The organism is Rhodanobacter sp. MP1X3, from assembly GCF_014207165.1.
Classification (GTDB): domain Bacteria; phylum Pseudomonadota; class Gammaproteobacteria; order Xanthomonadales; family Rhodanobacteraceae; genus Rhodanobacter.
This window is the reverse complement of sequence record NZ_JACHCO010000004.1, coordinates 197,177-216,757: the sequence shown is the minus strand read 5'-3', so window position 1 is coordinate 216,757 and position 19,581 is coordinate 197,177. Positions and strand designations below refer to the sequence as shown.

Annotated in this window: 23 protein-coding genes and 1 other RNA gene; 17 read left to right on the top strand and 7 right to left on the bottom strand. The window is 58.6% G+C overall.

The features are described from left to right. Positions 1 to 150 precede the first annotated feature (150 nt). Positions 151 to 804, top strand: coding sequence for a response regulator (locus tag HDE79_RS12465; protein ID WP_184602302.1), 654 nt, complete (start codon positions 151 to 153; stop codon positions 802 to 804). A 90-nt stretch (positions 805 to 894) separates the two neighbouring features. Here HDE79_RS12465 and HDE79_RS12460 read toward each other — a convergent pair whose 3' ends face one another. Further along, positions 895 to 4,080: an Rne/Rng family ribonuclease gene (locus HDE79_RS12460; RefSeq protein ID WP_184602301.1), complete on the bottom strand. Its 3,186-nt coding sequence runs from the start codon at positions 4,078 to 4,080 to the stop codon at positions 895 to 897. A 334-nt stretch (positions 4,081 to 4,414) separates the two neighbouring features. Between HDE79_RS12460 and HDE79_RS12455 the strand changes: the two genes are divergently transcribed. After that, complete coding sequence (locus HDE79_RS12455) at positions 4,415 to 5,413, top strand: RluA family pseudouridine synthase (protein ID WP_184602300.1); 999 nt, start codon at positions 4,415 to 4,417, stop codon at positions 5,411 to 5,413. 31 nt (positions 5,414 to 5,444) lie between these two features. Here the strand turns inward: HDE79_RS12455 and HDE79_RS12450 are convergent, their stop codons facing one another. Beyond that, positions 5,445 to 5,786: a 4a-hydroxytetrahydrobiopterin dehydratase gene (locus tag HDE79_RS12450; protein WP_184602299.1), complete on the bottom strand. Its 342-nt coding sequence runs from the start codon at positions 5,784 to 5,786 to the stop codon at positions 5,445 to 5,447. 150 nt (positions 5,787 to 5,936) lie between these two features. Here HDE79_RS12450 and HDE79_RS12445 point away from each other — a divergent pair, with 150 nt between their 5' ends. Continuing rightward, positions 5,937 to 6,545, top strand: coding sequence for an NfuA family Fe-S biogenesis protein (locus HDE79_RS12445; RefSeq protein WP_184602298.1), 609 nt, complete (start codon positions 5,937 to 5,939; stop codon positions 6,543 to 6,545). 68 nt (positions 6,546 to 6,613) lie between these two features. Here HDE79_RS12445 and HDE79_RS12440 read toward each other — a convergent pair whose 3' ends face one another. After that, the gene (locus tag HDE79_RS12440; protein ID WP_184602297.1) at positions 6,614 to 6,967 is read right to left on the bottom strand and encodes a cytochrome c; all 354 of its coding nucleotides are present in this window, start codon (positions 6,965 to 6,967) and stop codon (positions 6,614 to 6,616) included. A gap of 18 nt (positions 6,968 to 6,985) precedes the next feature. Continuing rightward, positions 6,986 to 7,309 (bottom strand): cytochrome c, encoded by a 324-nt coding sequence (locus HDE79_RS12435; protein WP_184602296.1) that lies wholly within the window; start codon positions 7,307 to 7,309, stop codon positions 6,986 to 6,988. Positions 7,310 to 7,595: 286 nt separating this feature from the next. Here HDE79_RS12435 and ssrA point away from each other — a divergent pair. The 9 genes from ssrA to HDE79_RS12390 all read left to right on the top strand — a co-directional run bounded on the left by ssrA (position 7,596) and on the right by HDE79_RS12390 (position 15,096). Beyond that, positions 7,596 to 7,950, top strand: a transfer-messenger RNA (tmRNA) gene (gene ssrA / locus HDE79_RS12430). 163 nt (positions 7,951 to 8,113) lie between these two features. Continuing rightward, entirely contained in the window at positions 8,114 to 9,364 is a 1,251-nt protein-coding gene (locus tag HDE79_RS12425) for an integrase arm-type DNA-binding domain-containing protein (protein ID WP_184602295.1), read from the top strand. A 99-nt stretch (positions 9,365 to 9,463) separates the two neighbouring features. Beyond that, entirely contained in the window at positions 9,464 to 10,459 is a 996-nt protein-coding gene (locus HDE79_RS12420; RefSeq protein WP_184602294.1) for a hypothetical protein, read from the top strand. Between the two features lie 82 nt (positions 10,460 to 10,541). Then, positions 10,542 to 10,805 (top strand): AlpA family phage regulatory protein, encoded by a 264-nt coding sequence (locus HDE79_RS12415; protein WP_343205960.1) that lies wholly within the window; start codon positions 10,542 to 10,544, stop codon positions 10,803 to 10,805. Then, on the top strand, positions 10,802 to 11,095 hold the full coding sequence (locus HDE79_RS12410) for a CHC2 zinc finger domain-containing protein (RefSeq protein WP_184602292.1): 294 nt from the start codon (positions 10,802 to 10,804) through the stop codon (positions 11,093 to 11,095). Before HDE79_RS12415 ends, HDE79_RS12410 begins: the two co-directional genes overlap by 4 nt. After that, positions 11,092 to 13,287: a YfjI family protein gene (locus tag HDE79_RS12405; protein WP_184602291.1), complete on the top strand. Its 2,196-nt coding sequence runs from the start codon at positions 11,092 to 11,094 to the stop codon at positions 13,285 to 13,287. Before HDE79_RS12410 ends, HDE79_RS12405 begins: the two co-directional genes overlap by 4 nt. Beyond that, positions 13,284 to 13,979, top strand: a complete 696-nt coding sequence (locus tag HDE79_RS12400) for a hypothetical protein (RefSeq protein ID WP_184602290.1) — start codon at positions 13,284 to 13,286, stop codon at positions 13,977 to 13,979. The genes HDE79_RS12405 and HDE79_RS12400 overlap by 4 nt, the downstream gene beginning before the upstream one ends. Further along, a complete protein-coding gene (locus HDE79_RS12395) occupies positions 13,976 to 14,221 on the top strand; it encodes a hypothetical protein (RefSeq protein ID WP_184602289.1) in 246 nt (81 codons plus the stop codon). Before HDE79_RS12400 ends, HDE79_RS12395 begins: the two co-directional genes overlap by 4 nt. Positions 14,222 to 14,865: 644 nt before the next feature. Continuing rightward, on the top strand, positions 14,866 to 15,096 hold the full coding sequence (locus HDE79_RS12390) for a hypothetical protein (protein ID WP_184602288.1): 231 nt from the start codon (positions 14,866 to 14,868) through the stop codon (positions 15,094 to 15,096). A 105-nt stretch (positions 15,097 to 15,201) separates the two neighbouring features. On the opposite strand, the gene HDE79_RS12385 is transcribed toward HDE79_RS12390, so the two are convergent. Further along, on the bottom strand, positions 15,202 to 15,594 hold the full coding sequence (locus HDE79_RS12385; protein WP_184602287.1) for a hypothetical protein: 393 nt from the start codon (positions 15,592 to 15,594) through the stop codon (positions 15,202 to 15,204). Between the two features lie 311 nt (positions 15,595 to 15,905). Between HDE79_RS12385 and HDE79_RS12380 the strand changes: the two genes are divergently transcribed. Continuing rightward, entirely contained in the window at positions 15,906 to 16,247 is a 342-nt protein-coding gene (locus tag HDE79_RS12380) for a hypothetical protein (RefSeq protein ID WP_184602286.1), read from the top strand. A 345-nt stretch (positions 16,248 to 16,592) separates the two neighbouring features. Next, the gene (locus HDE79_RS12375; RefSeq protein WP_184602285.1) at positions 16,593 to 16,766 is read left to right on the top strand and encodes a hypothetical protein; all 174 of its coding nucleotides are present in this window, start codon (positions 16,593 to 16,595) and stop codon (positions 16,764 to 16,766) included. A gap of 246 nt (positions 16,767 to 17,012) precedes the next feature. On the opposite strand, the gene smpB is transcribed toward HDE79_RS12375, so the two are convergent. Beyond that, the gene (gene smpB / locus HDE79_RS12370; protein WP_184602284.1) at positions 17,013 to 17,504 is read right to left on the bottom strand and encodes an SsrA-binding protein SmpB; all 492 of its coding nucleotides are present in this window, start codon (positions 17,502 to 17,504) and stop codon (positions 17,013 to 17,015) included. An 83-nt stretch (positions 17,505 to 17,587) separates the two neighbouring features. Between smpB and HDE79_RS12365 the strand changes: the two genes are divergently transcribed. Beyond that, positions 17,588 to 18,019: a type II toxin-antitoxin system RatA family toxin gene (locus tag HDE79_RS12365; protein ID WP_184602283.1), complete on the top strand. Its 432-nt coding sequence runs from the start codon at positions 17,588 to 17,590 to the stop codon at positions 18,017 to 18,019. After that, complete coding sequence (locus HDE79_RS12360; RefSeq protein WP_184602282.1) at positions 18,012 to 18,290, top strand: RnfH family protein; 279 nt, start codon at positions 18,012 to 18,014, stop codon at positions 18,288 to 18,290. Before HDE79_RS12365 ends, HDE79_RS12360 begins: the two co-directional genes overlap by 8 nt. Before the next feature lie 21 nt (positions 18,291 to 18,311). Here HDE79_RS12360 and bamE read toward each other — a convergent pair whose 3' ends face one another. Further along, a complete protein-coding gene (gene bamE, locus HDE79_RS12355) occupies positions 18,312 to 18,809 on the bottom strand; it encodes an outer membrane protein assembly factor BamE (RefSeq protein ID WP_184602281.1) in 498 nt (165 codons plus the stop codon). Positions 18,810 to 18,885: 76 nt separating this feature from the next. On the opposite strand from bamE, the gene fur reads away from it, so the two are divergent. Continuing rightward, positions 18,886 to 19,308: a ferric iron uptake transcriptional regulator gene (gene fur, locus HDE79_RS12350; protein ID WP_184602280.1), complete on the top strand. Its 423-nt coding sequence runs from the start codon at positions 18,886 to 18,888 to the stop codon at positions 19,306 to 19,308. Positions 19,309 to 19,581: the final 273 nt, after the last annotated feature.

The window sequence follows — 19,581 nt, the reverse complement described above, 5'->3', positions numbered from 1 at the left end:
AACTTGGCAATATTGAATATTACCTATGGCTGGATTTTGATCGATGGCCCGATTTGACCAAGTCAAGCCTTGTTCGACGCGATGGTGCCTGGCCTTGGATGCAAGGCACTCTGGAAAGGGATTTAATCGAGCTATTCAAGGAGGGATGAAATGATCAATGTCGTTTTGGTGGATGATCACGAGCTGGTTCGAACCGGCTTTCGCATGATTCTGCAGCAGCAGCCGGATATCAGCATTGTCGGTGAGGCAAGCAACGCCGAGGAAGGGCTGCGACTCATCCGTACACTGTCGCCCGATATCGCATTGGTCGATGTGCATATGCCGGGGATGAGCGGTGTCGAGCTGACCGAGCGGGTGTGTCGTGGGAAAATGTCTACCCACGTCGTCATCGTTACGGTTGTTGACGATGCACGGTTTCCGAAGCGACTTCTTGATGCCGGTGCGCTTGGTTACTTGACCAAGGGCTGCACAGCCGATGAGCTGGTATCTGCTGTGCGCCAAGTGGCAACCGGCCGCCGTTATCTGGCCCCGTCCGTCGCCCAGCAGCTGGCGCTCGCCACGCTTGATGGAAGCATGTCACCGTTCGACGTCTTGTCCAGTCGTGAGCTGGAAGTGGCGATGATGTTGGTGCGAGGCAAGCCGCTGACGATCATTGGTGAACAACTGAATCTGAGCCCGAAAACCGTGTCGACCTACAAGCAACGGCTGATGGAAAAGCTGCACGTCGATCATGTCCTCAGCCTGGCTCATCTGATGACGGTGCATGGTCTGCTCGACACTTCAAATCATCAAGTGGGTAGCTGATATTGAGCTGTTGCAGAAGAAAATTCTGAGATCGCAAGTAATAAAAAACCGGACTACTGTCCGGTTTTTTATTACTTCATGAACTGCTGATCAAACGTTCGAATCTTTCCTGTCCTGATCCAGATGCGCTGGTTCAGGAACGTCCGCATGACTGCTCAGAGACGCCGAGTCGGAATGTGTTGTGTGAGCCAACAGGTCACCTTGCTTGGGCATCGGAGCGACCGGCACGTTCACCTTGACCTCATCAGACCTGACCTCATCAGACGTTTCCGCATGCGGCAGGTGAGATACAACCGACGCAGCGATGGGTTTGATTGTCTGGTTGGATAGCGTTGCCGATTCGGGCTTCGTCTCGGCATTAGCCGACGAGATCTGTTCCACGTTTTTGTCAACGTCATTGAAAGTCGCAACTGGCGATGCAGCGACTTCAGTGTTGATGGTCGGCACCGACAGAGTCTGCGGTTTTTCGACCGTTGTACTGACGTGGGCAACTGCGTATGTCGTTTCCGGCTGGCTGGCATGGGCAGGTTCTGACGGAGCTGCAATTGTCAGTTCGCCTGAATGCCCGGCGTCTGCATCAACCACTGACGATCCGGCTTGATCAGGGATAGGCGGGAGCGTTGGCAGATTAAAGCTGGTAGGAGCAGGCAAGGTCGTGCCTACGAGGCTATCCGTTGTTGAATCAGGGCTCGGCTTGGTCGGTTCGCTGACGGCAACAAACGCATTCTCTGCAGCAACCGGGGCCGATTCGGGAACATCAGATGGGATTGATGACGGCGCTCGCTCGTGTGTCTCACGTTGAGCGTGTTCAGTGATTTGCTCAACCGGTACAACGCTTTCAGTCGCTACCACGACCGATGAGGGCGATGATTCGCGGCGAGCCACTGGCTTCGACGAGTCGATGCTTTCCATCGGATCATTGCGATCTTCGTCATCGAGACCTTCCGCCTGTGAGGCGTCGAGGTTGGTCCCGTTCGGAGCGGTTTCGTCATGACGACGGCGGCGACGGCCACCGCGACGGCCGCGCCGACGACGTGACTGGCTGCCGTCGGCGTCAAGCGCGCTGTCGGCGGATTCTGGCGTAGCCGATTGAACCGGCGTAGCGGCGAGCTGCGCTTCCTTCGCAGTCTCTTCCGGTGATTCGCCCAAGGGGCGATCATTCACGGCCACGGCGGCAGGGCGCGGCTGACGCTCGGCCTTGGGCTGCTGCTGATTGGGCTTGCGCTCGGCGCGTGGTTGATTGCCATCAACCGCTGCAGGCTTGGGCTGACGCTCGGCCTTCGCCGTCTGTGTCTGCGGCTGTTGGGGCTGGCGTGGTTGCTGACCGTCGTTGTTGCGCTGACGGTTGTTTTTTGGCTGCTGCTGCGATCCGGATTTCGCTGCGCCTTGCGCCGGCGATTCGCGGCGAGGTTGCTGCTGACGCGACGCCGACCCATTCTGGCCATTACCGCCGCGGCCAGATCGCTCGTCGCGGCGACCACCACGTGCATTGTCTTTGTCTTCATTGTGCTGTTTGGCGACCGGAACAGGAGCCGCTGCCTCTGAACCACGGAACCAACCCAGCAGACGCGACATCAATCCGCCGGAAGACGGTGTGGCGATAGCTGTGGACTGATGGCGGCTAGTGACCGGCGTTTTTGCAATGGCGCTCGCGGCAACTTCTTCGCGCATCGGGGCAGGGCTGGAAGGCATGATGCCGCTCACCGCGGGCTGTTCGCTGCTGCCCAGTACCTGGCCCATCTTGGGCAGATCGGTCGGCTCTACGGCGGTCAGTCGTTCGTAGCTGGGCTTGCTGTGATCGCCCATGTCCGCTTCGCGGATACGTTGAATCTCGATATGGGGTGTTTGCAGCTTTTCGTCGGCGATGATCATCACATGCACCTTGTGGCGCATTTCGATCTCGACCACGCTGGCGCGCTTTTCGTTGAGCAGGAAATTGACGACGCTCGACGGCGCCTGCACCAGCACCTGGCCAGTGCTTTCCTTCATGGCGTGCTCTTCAATCAGTCGCAGCGTCGACAGTGCCAGCGATTCCACACCGCGGATATGCCCGTGGCCTTCGCAGCGCGGACAGACGATCTGCGATGCCTCACCAAGGCTGGGCCGCAGGCGCTGGCGCGACATCTCGAGCAGGCCGAAGCGCGAGATACGTCCGACCTGGACGCGCGCACGATCGTGTTTCAGGGCGTCCTTGAGACGATCCTCGACGTCGCGCTGATGCTTCGGGCTGTCCATGTCGATCAGATCGAGCACGATCAGGCCGCCGGCATCGCGGATGCGCAGCTGGCGGGCGATTTCCACCACCGCCTCGCAGTTGGTATTGAACGCGGTTTCCTCGATGTCGCTGCCCTTGGTGGCCTTCGAGGAGTTGACATCGACTGCGGTCAACGCTTCGGTCTGATCGATGACGATCGAGCCACCGGACGGCAGACGCACCTGCCGATCAAACGCGTTTTCGATCTGCGTTTCGATCTGGTAGCGGGTGAACAACGGCGTGTCGTCACGGTACAGCTTGAGCTTGCGCAACGCGTTCGGCATGACCTGCTGCATGAAATCGCGCGCGTCGTTGTAGAGCGACTCTTCGTCGATCAGGATTTCGCCAATGTCGCTGCGCAGGTAGTCGCGCAGGGCGCGGATAAACAGCTTCGATTCCTGGTAGATCAGGAATGGTGCTTTCTGCGAAACAGCTGCAGCGGAGATCGATTTCCACAGTTGCAACAGGTAATCGAGATCCCACTGCAGCTCTTCGGCATCGCGGCCAAGGCCGGCGGTGCGCACGATCAGGCCGACGTCGTCGGGTACGGTAACGTGGTCCAGGGCTTCTTTCAGTGCCTGCCGATCTTCACCCTCGATGCGCCGCGAGACGCCGCCGGCTTTCGGGTTGTTCGGCATCAGCACCATGTAGCGGCCGGCGAGGCTGATAAACGTGGTCAGCGCCGCGCCCTTGTTGCCACGCTCTTCCTTTTCGACCTGAACGACGACTTCCTGGCCTTCCTTCAGCAGCTCACGGATGCTCGCCTTGTGGGGGTCAAGTCCGGTCGTGAAATAGTCGCGGGAGATTTCCTTGATCGGCAGAAAGCCGTGTCGCTCGGCGCCGTACTCGACAAAGCAGGCTTCCAGCGAAGCCTCGACCCGCGTGATGCGGCCTTTGTAAATATTGGATTTTTTCTGTTCCCGTGAAGGGATTTCGATATCAAGGTCGTACAGGTTTTGGCCATCGACAATGGCCACACGCAACTCTTCACGCTGAGTCGCGTTGATCAACATACGTTTCATGGTGGTTTCCTCGGCTTGGCCGCGCGTCGCGTGCCTCGGTGGCGCCTGTGATGGCGGCCTGCCGGGGATCGCGCCGCTGCGGTTAAGCGGCAAAATGAACGGCACCGTTGCCGGTGTCGGGATGATTCGGTCAACTACGCCTGCTGCCCCGATACCCTATGGCACCGGACAACAGCAACCCGAACCGTTACGATGAAAGGGAGTCGAGGCTGGATGCCAAAGGGCAACCGCCGCAATCCTCGCCGACGTGACGGGCCGTCATTCGACCCGATCCAGACATCGGTGGGAAGAATGTGGCGCTCGCCGAGTATCCTATTTCATCAGGTTTTTTTCAATGCAGACGGTAACTTCCCCCGACGCACCTCAAGGTGTACGTCAAGTCGCGATCGGTCCTGAACGGGATGGTCAGCGCATCGATAACGCGCTGGTAACCCTGCTCAAAGGCGTGCCCAAGAGCATGATCTACCGGCTTTTGCGTACCGGACAGGTGCGCGTCAACGGCAAGCGGGCCAAGCCCGATACCCGTCTCGCCGACGGCGATATGCTCCGTATTCCGCCGGTTCGCGTGGCTGAACGTCCCGAAGGCAAGGGGCCGGCCACGGGCATGGTCGCTCAGGTGGCCGATGCCATCATCTTCGAAGACAAGCACTTTCTCGTGATCGACAAGCCTTCGGGCATTGCCAGCCACGGCGGCAGCGGCGTAAGCCACGGAGCGATCGAGCTATTGCGTGCGGCCAGACCGCAGGAGCACCTTGAGCTGGTGCATCGGCTGGACCGAGATACCAGCGGCGTGCTGGTATTTGCCAAGACGCGGGCTGGGCTCACGGGCCTGCAGGCGGCCATTCGGGCTGGCGAAGTGACCAAGCAGTACCTGTGCCTGATGCTGGGACACCCGTCCAAGGCCAAGTTCGATGTCAATGCGCCGCTGCTCAAATCGGTGCTGCAGGGCGGCGAGCGGATGGTGCGGGTAGCCGATAACGGCAAGCCTTCGCTGACTTTTTTCAAGGAAATGGAGCAGTACCCGAGCGCACGCCTGATGCAGGCCACACTCGGTACTGGCCGCACCCATCAGATCCGTGTTCATGCGGCCCACATCGGTCATCCGCTGGCGGGTGATCCGAAATACGGCGATCGCGAGATGAATAAGCGTTTTCGCGATATGGGCTTGCAGCGGATGTTTCTGCATGCGGCCCATCTGAGCTTTGAACTTGAGGATCGTTCGTACAGTTTTTCCGCGCCGTTGCCAGACGATCTCAAGGATTTCCTCGATGTGCTGTCGGTGAAAGGCAAACGGCTTTTGTATCTCAAGGAAAAGTCGCGCACCGATTTTTAATCACCCGGTGCACGAAGCGGTCAGCGTTGCCTCAGCGCGCCAGCAGGCCTTCGACACGAGCGGCGCAGATAAAGTCGTTTATCGATAAGCCACCCACGTCGTGGGTTGACCACAGCAGCTGGCAATGACCGTAACCCGCTTCGATGTCCGGGTGATGATCCTCGTGATTGGCCATAAAACCCACCGCATTGATAAATCCCAGCGTGTGGCGGAAGTCATTGAATTTGAAGTCCTTGATGATGGCTTGCTGGTCGTCACTCAGCGTCCAGCCTGGTAGCTGCTTTAGAAAAGTGGTTACTTTTTCAGCATTCAGCAGGTGCTGCTCGCCCTTCAGTGGCTTGCAGTGCTGGCTGGCGAGGTCAGTTGTGGTCATGGACGGCTCCGGTAAGTGAAATAGTTGTTCAAGCGTCAAGCGTGAATGTCTGAAAGTCAAAGTCGCGCATCGAAAGCGAAACAGGACTAAAATGGTGCTGTTTCGCCTGCGTCGAATCGCAGGCATGAGTCGGACTTCATCGGAGCAGGCATGATCGACATCTCGGAGCGCGCGCAGCAGCATTTTCTGCGACTTCTTTCGCAGCAGGGTAGCGATGGCATGAGCATCCGCCTGCGCGTGACGCAGCCCGGAACGGCAGCAGCCAATTGCGAACTGGAGTTCTGCGAGCCGGCTGACCTGGCTGGCGGTGAGTGGACGATCGAATGCACAGGGTTTGATTTCCACGTCGATGGCGAGAGCGCTCGCTGGCTCGAAGGCGCCACCATCGACTTTGAAACCAACGCCACCGGCGGCCAGCTCAATATCCGCGCGCCGAAGATCAAGGGTGATGTACCTGGCGCGGAATCCGGCTTGATCGAGCGTGTGCGCTACGTGCTCGATGCCGAGATCAATCCACAGCTCGCCTCGCACGGTGGCAGGGTCACGCTGTTGGAAATCGATGCCGGTGGTGCTGTGTTGCTGCAGTTCGGCGGCGGCTGTCACGGCTGTGGCATGGTCGATGTAACCCTCAAGCAAGGCGTCGAAAAAAACTTGCGCGAACGCGTGCCCGAGATAACCGCGGTTCGTGACGCGACGGATCATGCAGGTGGCGAGAAGCCTTATTACAGCAAGACCGAAGGCAAATCCGCGCTTGGTTGATTCGATAGCGCTCTATCGCCATAAAAAAAGCCCGCAATCGCGGGCTTTTTCATGCAATCGCGGCGAGATTATTTGTCGCCTTCGACATGACCTTGCAGTGTATCCAGCTTGGTCGGCAGGCTGGAGAAGTAGGCAGCAATGTCCTCGATATCCTGATCAGACAACGGCGCATCCATCCCCTTCATGATCGCGTTGTTGCGTCGACCGTCTTTGTACTCATGCAGCGCCTGCTGGATGTACTCATCGTACTGACCGGCGAGACGTGGATACTGCGGGTCGACTGCGTTGCCATCGGTGCCATGGCAGGCAAAGCAGGTGCCGGCTTTCTTTTTCCCGTTCTCGGCATTGCCACTGGCAAGCAGTTGCGTAGATGCAAACGCCAGGATGGCGCCGAATGAAAGCAGGGTAAGCGCACGTTTCATGCGGAGAGTCCTTGGCGACTACTGGGCGAGGCTGGAAAGGTAAGCGGCGACGTTCTGAATGTCCGTGTCGGACAGACTCTGCGCCTGCGCGCCCATCGTCGGATGCGTGCGGTCACCGCTCTGGTAGCCATGCAAAGCGTTGATGATGTATTGCTCGTTCTGCCCGGCGATTTTCGGCACCGGATACTGCGGGTAAGCGTTGCTGTAACCAGGCACGCCATGGCATCCAGCGCAGGTATAGATCAGTTTCTTTCCGGCGGCCTTGTCACCTTCGGCATGCACGCCGGCAGTGGCAAATAGGGCAGTGGCCGCGGCCAGGCCAAGCAGTTGCAGTCGAGTCATCGAGATCATTCTCACGATTGCGGCGGAGTCGCGGTCATGTAAGCGGCTGAGTATAGAGGTTGCATCGTGGCCCGAACAACACTCCGCTTTCATGCTGCCCACGCGGGCTTGTGCCATGTCTGCATTGCGTCATCGATCTTGCGCGCTCGCTCGAACAACTTGCCGTTAGCTACATTTCGTCGTGGTTTCGAGTTACCGGCCAGGTAGTGAATCAGGCAATTCGACGGATTAGATTGATGATCGGGTCGCTGTCCCCATATACTCGGGAGGTTAAATCGTTTTCCCCGGGGGTGTTCTGGCTTCGACGGGGGTAGTGAGATGACTTGGTGCATGCCGAGGGGGCAGCTTTCCTCGTAAATCCAGCAGCAAACTTCTAGTTGCCAACGACGACAACTACGCTCTCGCCGCTTAAGGCGTAAGCCCCGAACCCACTTGTGCTCGTGCTCGTCGGTGTAGGGTCATTATCACGGGATCGCCAAAGACTGCCGCCTGGCGGTACTAGGTCAAATCAATCAGGCTGGTTCCGCGGTGCGCTTTGCCCATCGTGCTTGTCGCGGAACGAGATCGAACGTTGAGCTAAGCATGTAGATCCGGGCGTTGAACGCTCTCGGACGCGGGTTCGACTCCCGCCACCTCCACCAATTAAAGCTCCAAAGTAGTCCAACGAAGGCCGGTAACCCTAGCAAAAGCAAAGGTTCCGGCCTTTTTTGTGCCTTATGCCGTCCAACCCCATCCATTGCAATCTGGGGGCAACAGGGGGCAACATCGGGGGCAAGCGTACTTATCCCCACAAGGGTTGCCCCCATGACACTTTCCGACGTCACCATCCGCAAGGCCAAGCCCGGGATTAAACCTACGGGGAGCGGCGAGCAAACAGATAAACCTTACAAAATGGGCGACAGTGGCGGGTTGTACTTGGAAGTTGCTCCAGCGGGGGGCAAGTGGTGGCGCTTGAAGTACCGATTCGGGGGCAAGGAGAAACGCCTCTCACTCGGAACCTACCCAGACACGGGGCTGGCTGATGCGCGCGAGAAACGCGACGCGGCCCGCAAACTGCTCGCCGCTGGCGTCGATCCGGGCGAGCAGCGCAAGGCCGCAAAAGCTGCCGGCGAGGAACGCGCGGCGAACAGCTTTGAAGTGGTGGCGCGTGAGTGGCACGCCAAGCAATCGGCAACGTGGGTAGAGCTGCACGCCAGCCGGATCATGCTGCGACTGGAGAATGATGTTTTTCCGTGGCTGGGCACGCGGCCGATTGCCGACGTTACGGCAAAGGAGCTGCTGGCGACCGTCAACCGCATTGTTGACCGTGGCGCGGTCGAGTCTGCGCACCGCGTATTGCAAAACTGCGGGCAGGTGCTGCGCTATGCCATCGCCACCGGCCGCGCCGAACGCAATCCGGTCGCGGATCTGCGCGGCGCGCTGCCGCCGGTCAAGCAAACCCATCTGGCCGCCATCGTCGACCCGGTTGCAATCGGTGGCCTGCTGCGCGCGATGGATGCCTATAACGGCTCGCTGGTCACGAAGTGCGCCCTAATGCTGGCGCCGCTGGTATTTGTGCGACCGGGCGAGCTACGGCAAGCCGAGTGGGCGGAGTTTGATCTGGACGGGGCGCAGTGGAACATCCGCGCCGAGAAAATGAAGATGCGCGAGCCGCACCTTGTGCCGCTGTCGCCGCAAGCGGTGGCGATCCTGCGCGAGCTTCACCCGCTGACCGGGCGCGGCCGCTACGTGTTCCCAAGTGCGCGTAGTCCGCAGCGACCAATGAGCAATAACGCGGTGTTGTCGGCACTGCGCCGCATGGGTTACGCCACCGACGAAATGAGCGGCCATGGTTTCCGGGCAATGGCGCGCACGGTGTTGGATGAAGTGCTGCACTTCCGGCCCGACTACATCGAACACCAGCTAGCTCATGCCGTGAAAGACCCCAACGGTCGCGCGTACAACCGCACCGCGCACCTTGCCGAACGTCGCAAGATGATGGCCGCATGGGCGGACTATCTGGACACGTTGAAGGTGGGCGGCAACGTCGTGCCGATGACGCGTAAGGCAAGCTGATCGACAACTTTTGAACGCCGCGCCTAGGACGGCCATCCGAAAACCGGGCACCTTCCCCGGCTGGCGCGGCATCTATTGAAGGGCGCAGAGGTGTGCGCAGTGGGTCTGCTATTTACAACAAGTGTGGGACACCGTTCGCCCACGGACGACGAAGAAGCATGGAAAGCTTTTCTTGCTGAAATTGATGAGCAGACCGACCCCTTCTTGAAGGATTTTGGTCTCAAGGTATGGGCGGCTTATCGAGACTACGGCAGGTCACGCATTGATCGCCGTGATAACGAAACCGTTAGCTATGAAATTTTAAATCCTGCAGGTGCGTCAAGAAGTTTCGTCTTGTCTGATCCTGGGGCGGCAACACAAATTGGAGTTTCTTTTAAACAACGTGAGATTGGAAGATGCGGATTACCGGATATTTTTGCCGCTTATCTTTACGTTCAACATGAGGAGGGGGAACGCCAGTTCATATCGTATAGCGTCCCTGTTAAATCTGAAGCAGAGGCATTCGAACGTTTTGCAAACGCGTTGAAATCGCCGTGGGCCGAAGCTACTTATATAGCGTGTGGCGAAGACGACTTATGTCGTGTTTTTGGTGTCGCAGCTAGCCCCGACTGTCTGAACGCGTCGCTAAATATCCCAGTTCCAACGACGAGGGAGCTGGGCAGGGTGACCGATGAACTCGGCGAAGCATTGAAATCCCTACTTGCCGTTTACGAAAAGTGGGACGGCACGGACGCTTTAAACTATTTAATTCAAAGATCTTTGGGCGGGAGAGTAAGGGGGCGAACTGGCACTTACGAAGCAAATGAGCAGCTAGTTCGTCTTAGTGCTTTTCGTCACACGTTTAAACGATCTGAAAAACGCTCTGGTAGGCCCATTCTAGGAGGAAAGAACCATTTGATCGCCCGACTTTTGACGAAGCTGTGGGTGTGTTGTGGGTTAGGCGAACCAGAGTTTTGGAATGACTCAAAATTTATCCGAGCTTGCACCGTTGTCCTTCCATGGCATGGCATCCACAAGGCGGACGTTGTGCAGTTCATGCGCGGCGAACTAGCCAAAAAAGGAGGCGGCTACAAAGCAATCGTATTAATTGACTGAATCCGAGCATTTAGCACGGCTGTACGAATATCTAGTTAGCTGCTTTAAATCACACTAAAGGCCTCGCCTGTGTTTCGGTTTAATGCCCCTGTCCATTACTGCACAGGGAAACACGGCAATGCACACGCTCCCCGAAACTGGATTTTTGAGAATTTGGCAGATCGTCGGTAGGGCTGCCACTAAAACGGCACCTGCTATCCCGCCTATTTATCCGGTAAGCAAGTCGCACTTCTGGGCTGGCGTTCGCAGCGGCCGCTATCCAAAGCCAGTTCACCTTGGCGAGCGGATCACCGCGTGGAAGGTAGAGGACATACGCGCGCTGATCGAACAGGGACGCGCGGCATGAACTCGGCGCGCATTCCCAATAACTGGCGCGACCGTCTGCCCGATGCTGCGGCTTACTACGGGCCGCGCGTCGCCAAGCTGGGCCAGCCGAACGGCAGCGGTTACGCCGTGGGCTTGTGTCCCTTCCATGACGATCACAATCCCAGCTTTGGCGTGAAGCTCAGCAGCGGACGCGGCCACTGGCGCTGCTATTCCGGTTGCGGCAAGGGCGACATGGTGGAGTTTCACCAGCGGCTTACCGGCCTGGACTTTAGGGCAGCGGTGCGCGAGCTGATCGGCGGTGGCGCATGAATGCCGTGATGAAAGAACTGGCACCAGAGACGGCGCGAGATGCGGTAGCTCGATTGTTCAAGGGGCCTTTGCATGCTGGCTTCGCATTGCGTGGCCTGCATCGCTACGTCATGCCCGATGGTAGCGAACTGCTGCGGGTGGTACGGCTAAAGCATCCACAATGGCAAGCGCTGAGTGATGCGCAGCGCAATCAATTGAAGGAACGCCACGAGTGCGACGGCAAGGGCAAGATTATTCGCCCAATCCACCGCGCTAGCGACGGCAGTTACATCGCAAAGGGGCCAGCACGACCGGCGACCGGCTGGCCGTTGTACGTGCCACCTTATCCTCTGGTCGATTCAGGCCCGAGGGCCCATGTCGAAGGCGAGGCGTGCGCCGATGCACTGGCGAAACTCGGCGTGCCGGCCTGCACCAGTATCGGTGGTGCGCAGCGTGCGAATGATACGGACTGGGCGACAGCACCCGAACAGCCGGCGCTTGTCTGGCCCGACCACGACGAAGCGGGCCGCAAGTATGCGGAGAACGTGACCGCCAAGTTGCGCGCACTTGGCTGCGCCGTGGAGGTGGTCAACGCAGGGGCACTGGGCGTGCCTGACAAGGGCGACGCGGTGGACTGGCTGGCGATGCACCCAAACGCTACGGCAGCGGACGTGCTGGCGCTGCCGAGGCTGGCTGCAAGCTTTGAAAAACAATCAATCGAAATCAAAGACGGCGCCATGTCGGCCAGTGCGCCGGAGCCGCTACCTGCGCCGCTGCCAGACGTTCCCGCATTCGATGAAGGCATGTTGCCGGCATCCGTACGCGCGTGGTGTGTTGACGCTGCCGATGGGCTGCAAGTGCCCCTGGACTTCACCGCAATACCGGCCATGGTGGCACTGGGCGGCACCATCGGGCGGCATGTGGGCATTGCCATGAAACAGCATGCCCGCTGGTATGAGCGGCCCATGTTGTGGGGCTGTGTGATCGGGCGACCCAGTAGCGGCAAGAGTCCGGCGCTATCGCCAGCACGTCGAATGCTGGAGCGGCTGGCGGGCGAGGAACGCGCGATCTATGACGTGGAGGCGCGCGAATATGAAGCGCGCGTCATGGTCGCTGACGCGGCGAAGGCCAATGCCAAGAAAGACATTCAAGCGGCGCTGAAAAAGAAAGACCATCTAGGCGCAGAAGCTGCCGCCGAGGCCGCGTTATTCGAGGATCACCCGCCGAGCGAGCCGCGCATTCTGGTCAATGATGCGACAGTGGAAAAGCTGGGTGAGCTGCTGAACGCCAACCCGCGCGGACTGGTGCAATACCGCGACGAGCTGGCCGGCTGGCTGGCGGGCTTGGATCGTGATGGGCGCGAAAGTGACCGTGCGTTCTGGCTGGAGTGCTGGAACGGCACCGGCGCCTTTACCGTTGATCGTATCGGACGCGGCACCATCCCCATTGAAGCCTGTGCCATGTCGATACTCGGCGGCATGCAACCGGGCAAGCTGGCGGAATACGTTCGCGGCGCGATCCGAGGCGGCTTCAGTGATGACGGCCTGATCCAGCGGTTTCAGTTGGCGGTGTATCCCGACCTGCCGACGAGCTGGACATATACCGACCGACCTATAGACCCGAAAGCCGAGGCCAGCGCATGGGCGACGTTTCAAAATCTGCGGGCACTGGACGCGGGCGCTATCGGCGCCGAGCGTCACGCATCGGCGGACGTGCCGTTCCTGCGCTTCGATGGTGAGGCACAAGGGCTGCTGATCGACTGGCAGACCCAGCTCATGGGGCGGCTACGCGAGGGCAACGAGGCGGCATGGATGGAGTCTCACCTTGCCAAGTATCCGGCACTGGCGGGGCGACTGGCGCTGGTGCTGCACCTGGCCGATGGTCACGCAGGCGCGGTCACTGCGGACACGCTCGCCATGGCCCTGGACTGGTGTAGCTACCTGGAAGGCCACGCGCGGCGCATCTATGCCCCGGCCATGGATAACGGGCTGACAGCGGCGCACCTGATCCTGAAGAAGCGACCCGACCTGAGCGAATCGTTTACCGCACGCGACCTGCAACGGCGCGGCTGGACTGGCCTGAGTGACCGCGATGCCATCGAGGAAGGGCTGGACCTGCTGGTGGAGTGTCGGCACCTGCTGACGCAAGTCAACGAACCCGGCCCGCAAGGTGGGCGCCGAACCGTGGTGTTTGCGTGGAGGGTGACCCCATGAGCTGGCGTGCCAAGTTGCAGGAACAGCGCGGCGCGGTATTTCAGAAAGGGCAGGGCGACCCACTGACACAACTGACACAACCTCAAAACGGCCGATCTGACTCACTGACAAAACTGACAAAACCTAGTTGTGTCAGTTCTGTCAGTGACCCATCCGGCAATTCTGCAAATATCGGGGCTGCCGTACTGCTGGACGCGCCAGCACTGAAACAGCTACGTGCCCGTCTGCTGGCGCTGGCTGGTGCTAATTGGATCGACGCGGCGAGTATTCACCGGCTGCATGATCTGGACGTGGCTGCATGCATTGGCTTGGATTCGCGCCAACTTGCCGGGTATCTGTCACTGCTGGAGGAAACGGCAGAGCGCCACGCCGGCCGCGTACCTGCTGGGCATACGGCAGCGATTCACTGCCAGCTCTGCGGCCCGGTATGGGCGTATCCCGATGTTGCCGCGGTGTTGCCCGTGGTCGACGGCTGGCCGCGTGCGCTGGGCTGCCCGTGGTGTTTCGTGCGCAAGGCTGGCGGCTACATCCCGCGCCCGCCCGTAGCGTGTGAGGGCTGCCGACACTTCACCCCAGACACGATCAGTCCGGCGGCCGGCATGGGCGCATGCGGCGCAGGGAAGGGCACGCAGTACCCCATGCAGCGGCGCGGTTGTTCGCACTTCCACCCGATCAAGAAGGCGACCCTATGACCTGGCAACCTGGACAGCCGATAGTTACCGTTTCTGACAACGCCGAGTGGCGGGCATGGTGCAAAACGCGAAAGCTGGAGCAGCAGCGCGAGCGACGGGGACGTTATCCGCGGATCGACTATTACCCCAGCCCCGCGGCGTTGGCCGTCATTGCGTCCAAGGTGAGCAATCGCGCTGGCGGTGACTACTCAACCGTGATCGACGCGCTGATTTGGACGGCCGCTGACCATCTTCCGGAATAAAGTAGACCAATCTGCGAAACAACCCCATGCACAACGCTGATTACCAAGCCGATCCGATAAAGCAGCGCAAGGCGCGCGCGCTCGCATTGCAGCGCCAGCGCAGGCACGGGGTTAAACGGATCGACTACCACCCCAATGCGCGGGCGCTTGCCATCATCACAGCCGAGCTGAAGCCCTACGTGGGCAGCGACTCCAGCAGCGTGATTGACCGTTTGATCTTGAAAGCTACGGGGGCGGCCCCGGAATTACGGCACACATCGCGCAGGTGCGCGCACGCGTTTGACTTAGCCGGGCCGAGTGACGCTGCCAACAGTGGGCGCCCAGTCTGCACACGCGCGAAAGACTTTGGCGAATCGACCAACAAGCCCGGAATTATCGACGCCATACGCGCGGGCGCGAGTGACTTTGAAGGGTTGCCGACGTGGGCACCTGCTTACCTGTCAAGGTGCGCAGCCCGTGATGTCACGAAACGTGCGGTGTGCGGTGGGCGTCGCCGCAGTGACGGCCAACCATGCGAGGCGCTGAGCGTGCCGGGCAAGCAGCGATGCAAGTGGCATGGCGGGTGCTCTACCGGGCCGCGCACGGTCGAGGGAAAGGCGAGGGTGACGGCAAATTTGCCGACGCGAAGCAAGGAGGTTTGAGGCATGACGTGCCAGACCGGTCTGCCTGTACAGACCGGTAACGATCATGCCCACTGGCAGGCATGGCGTAAGGCGCGGAAGCTGGAGCAGCAACGCGCATGCCGCGCGATGTATGCCCATATAGACTACTCGCCTAGTGACAAAGCCCTACGCGTCATCGAGGCGCAGCGGGGTAACTATTCCAGCGTAATTGATGCGCTGGCGCTGATCGCTGCTGGCGAGCTTCCGGAATAAAGTGCAGTGAATTACAGGCGGATTTTCGGGGAAGTCAGCGTCAAAATCCCTTTGCGTGTCATTGCGCTAGTCGCACTGTCGAGACGGAATGCGACGGCGAAACCCTTACCTAGGTATCTCAACAACATGCGCTGATTTAACCTTCAGAAGTTGAATAACTTGATCTGATCCTTGGCCCGTCAAGATCGCCATTGTTCCGCTGTTATCGATAGTAATGTCGGTCCAGCTTTTGGGCTTAAAACTTTCGACCATCGTTTCCCCGACGCGAAATGAGCAGGCATCTGCACCGCTGTCCATTGGATGGCCTGCTTGGTGGTATGTGCTGCATGTCGCAACGTAGCGAATGCGTTGCTTGCTGCGGGTGTCGTTGGACTCCATTGTCCATTCTTTCGTCGCTTCGTCGTGCCCGAGGACGGTCAACGCAAAGCTGGAGACGTCTGGTGCCTTTGCACACGCTGCAATGCAAATTACGCAAACGAAAAGCAGTAGCCCACGCATAGTTTGAGAATCCTCTCCCCGTCAGCAGCGTGACCGATGTTGCCTAAGCGCCATGCAACGATAAACCTACATCTGTCCGCACTGCGCTTGATGCTGCCAGCCAGTCCCGCAAGCGTCACACGCCATAACGCCACCCAATGCAGCAACGGCGAGGCACATTGTGCCCAATTTTCGTCGTGCGAGCAGGTGCAGAACGCTCCCAGCGCCGGTTTACTGTCCTGAGAGCATGGCTCGGTGTATGCATGCATCTATCTTGCTGGCCCTATCTGGGGCAACGAAGCCATCCTGCCAATCCATACGGAGATTTTGATATGAACAAGAAAGTTGTTATCGGCGCAATGTTTGCCTTGTTGGCGACGCTCTCATTCTCGGCAGCGGCGCAACATTATGTGAGTGGGTACACCCGCGCCAACGGGACGTACGTGGAACCCCATTACCAGACCAATCCCAACAATACGAAAACTGACAACTATTCGACGCAAGGCAACGTAAACCCCTACACCGGTCAGGAGGGCACTCGCAACCCTTATGCAACCCCTAACTATGGGCAGCAGACCCAACCGAATTATGCGCAGCCGACCCAACGCAGCTCTTACCAGCAGAACCCGTATGCGACCCAGCCGCCAACATCCTCTTATGGATCTGGGTATTGATTTACGGTGCGGCGAAGGGTCAAGCGAATGTAATGAGGGGGCAACTTTGGGGGCAACTCGGAATAATTAAATCTTAAACCCTATGTGCCACAGGGCTTACGGCTTCCAATTCAATAGACGCCACCACAATGGCCCCTAAGTGCTTGACGCACTTAGGGGCCTTCTTTATTGCGAAACCACCTCGTTGCTTAGGCTTGGTTTCGCCGAATCTCTCGACTTTTAGCCGGATCAAATAGCTGGGAAGGGGGCAAGGCAACTGACCTGACTCAAAATTGCATTGGTCATTTCAATTTTAGTGCCCATGAACGTCATGGAGAGATCACAGCAAACACGCGGGTCGACAAATTGAATGAGCTGACCAACCAACCCGGAGCCGAAGTCATCGAAAATCAGGTAGTTATTCGCTGGGTAGTGAGATTAGTTGCGACTTCTTGTTCGCTGATCGTCAGCGCGCTGATTCTCGTTGTTCTTGCCATTTTCGCGGTCGGCAACTTTATTACGGAGTCGGCCAGGAAATAAAACAGATTGCCCTGGCTACCCAACCAGCGAAGATAGCGTTTCCATCCGCAGCATGATCCGGCTCGCATGCAAGTCGATCCGCGCAGCGACTGCTTGGCATATTTTAGGGTATGTCAAAACTTGGAAACAGCCAAACCCTTATGAAGCAAGGCTTCCAGCGAATAGTTCGATAGAGGCCACCTCAATAAACAAAAAGCCCTTGATGGTCATCAAGGGCTTTTTTTGCGTACACAGCTTCTTGTCAATTCAAGCGGCGCGGTTGTGCGAGCGCATGGTGCGCTGTTTTTCGATCTGCCAGTCGCGCTGCTTTTCGGTATTGCGCTTGTCGTGTTCCTGCTTGCCCTGGGCCAGGCCGATCTCGACCTTGACCTTGTTGCCCTTCCAGTACATCGCGGTAGGCACCAGCGTATAGCCCTTGCGCTCGACCGCGCCGATCAGCTGGTCAATTTCCTTGCGATGCAGAAGCAGTTTTCGCGTGCGGCGATCTACCGCGACCACGTGGGTGGATGCACTGATCAGCGGTGGTATCGATGCGCCGACCAGAAAGATCTCGTCGTTCTTGACGGTGGCGTAGCTTTCGCCAAAGTTGATCCGGCCGGCACGCAAGGCCTTCAATTCCCATCCTTCCAACGCGATACCCGCCTCGTATCGCTGATCGATGTGATATTCGAAGCGCGCGCGCTTGTTCAGCGCGATCGTGCCGCCGCCCTTGTTGTCTTTGTCCTTCGCTTTGGCCATGTCCGTTAAACTCGGGCCTAGTTGCCCTGATGCCGGATCGACCGCATATCGGGTCGAATCCAGTGTGATATGAAGAGGCTGCCATGATCGAAATCCGTCGTAGCGCCCTGGTGAATTATTCGCCGGCGCAGATGTTCGACCTGGTCAATGACGTCGAAGCATACCCAAAGCGTTTCCCTTGGTGTGTGGGTGCCGAGATACTCGAGCGTACCGGTGATGTGCTGGTGGCGAGGCTCGATCTCAAGTTCGCGGGGTTTCGCCAGAGCTTTACTACACGGAATTCGGTCAATCCACCTAAGCGTCTGCATATGAGTCTGGTGGATGGACCCTTTCGCAGCCTTGACGGCATATGGGACTTCCTGGCCCTGGGCGACGCTGGTTGCAAGATCAGTTTCGCGCTGGATTTCGACTATGCCAGCCGGCTGGGGGGAGGGGCCTTGAAGCTCGGCTTCCAGGGACTGGCCAACCGCATGGTGGACGACTTTTGCCGTGAGGCCGAGCGGGTTTATGGCTGACCGCATGATATCTGTCGAAGTTGTCCACCTCGATGCAGAGCGGCAGTGGTTGCGGTGTATCGAGGTGGTCGAAGGCAGCACGGTGATGCAGGCCATCAGTGCATCGGGCGTCGCTGAAATTTTGCCAGGCGGCATGGTTGACCCTGACCGGCTAGGTATCTTCTCGAAGCGTGTCTCGTCGGATCACCTGGTGCAGGCCGGTGATCGAATTGAGATCTACCGGCCATTGATGCTTGATCCGATGGAGGCGCGTCGACGGCGCATCCGCTGAAGCAGACCAGTGACGTGTCGGTCAATGGCCGTCGTCGTTGCCGCCGCTGGTCGGGGAAGGGGTCGTGCCGTTGTCAGTACCGGAACCAAAGCCGCCGTCCTTGTTGTCTTCATCGGGCGTCTTGCTCTTGTCACCCTTGGTTTCGTTAACCGGGTAACTGGCGTGATACTTCTTGCTGTCCTTGACGAGCTGCTCGGCGTCTTGCGCGAAGAAATCGCCCTGGGTTCCAACCAATGTGTCGTTGTTGAAGGTCAGCGTAAAGGTTCGCAGTTTGATCGGGCCGCCGCGGTGCTCCTGAGTAGACACATAATCCCAACGACTCTGGTTGAATGGCGTGCTGACAGACGGTGTGCCCATCAACACGAGCACCTGACGCTTGGTCATGCCTGGCTTCAGTTGATCCACCATGGTCTTGTCGAGCAGATTGCCTTGCTGCACGTCTGGGGTATAGACGATGTGGCAGCCGGCGATGGAGAGCGCCAGCACGGCGAAAACCAGCAGGGTGATCAGCTTTTGCATGCGTGTTGCGTCCAGATCGTAAAGGTATCGGATGATACACTACAGCCTCAGTAGCGCTGTGTGCGAAGGGTGGGTTATGGAACAGGAAACCAAAGAACTGCGTCGGGTCGGCCTCAAGGTCACGCATCCGCGGATGCGCATCCTGCAGATTTTTGATGAGGAAGGGGTACAGCACCTCACGGCGGAAGACGTCTACAAAAAACTACTGGCTCACCAGGAAGACATTGGCCTAGCCACGGTCTACCGCGTGCTGACCCAGTTCGAAGCAGCCGGTATCGTCGTCAAACACAATTTCGAGGGTGGCCAGGCTGTTTACGAACTGGATCGCGGCAAGCATCACGATCACATGATTGATGTCGACAGCGGAAATGTCATTGAGTTCGTCAGCGAAGAGATTGAACGTCTGCAGCGCGAGATTGCCGATCGTCACGGCTACGTGATCGAGGATCACAGTCTGGTGATCTACGTGCGCCCGAAAAATCGCCCCAAGAAGGGTTGAGCAGGGATTGACCTGTCTGCTGGCTTGATTGCGGACGAATTCCCGGGCGTGGGTCAAGCTGCCGAATCATTGCAAGTGCCTGAATAGCGGCCATAAAAAAGCCGCGAAGAGGACTCCTGTCCACTCGCGGCTGCTCCGCTACCCTGACTCACGACCGGCTCAAGCACTAACTTGCTGTTGCCGAGGCTCGTCGCCGAATAGCGGCGAAACAGCATCCTGCCGTTTTTCAGAACCACCGTCCCCACGGTGATTCTGATCCACCATCTTGCAATG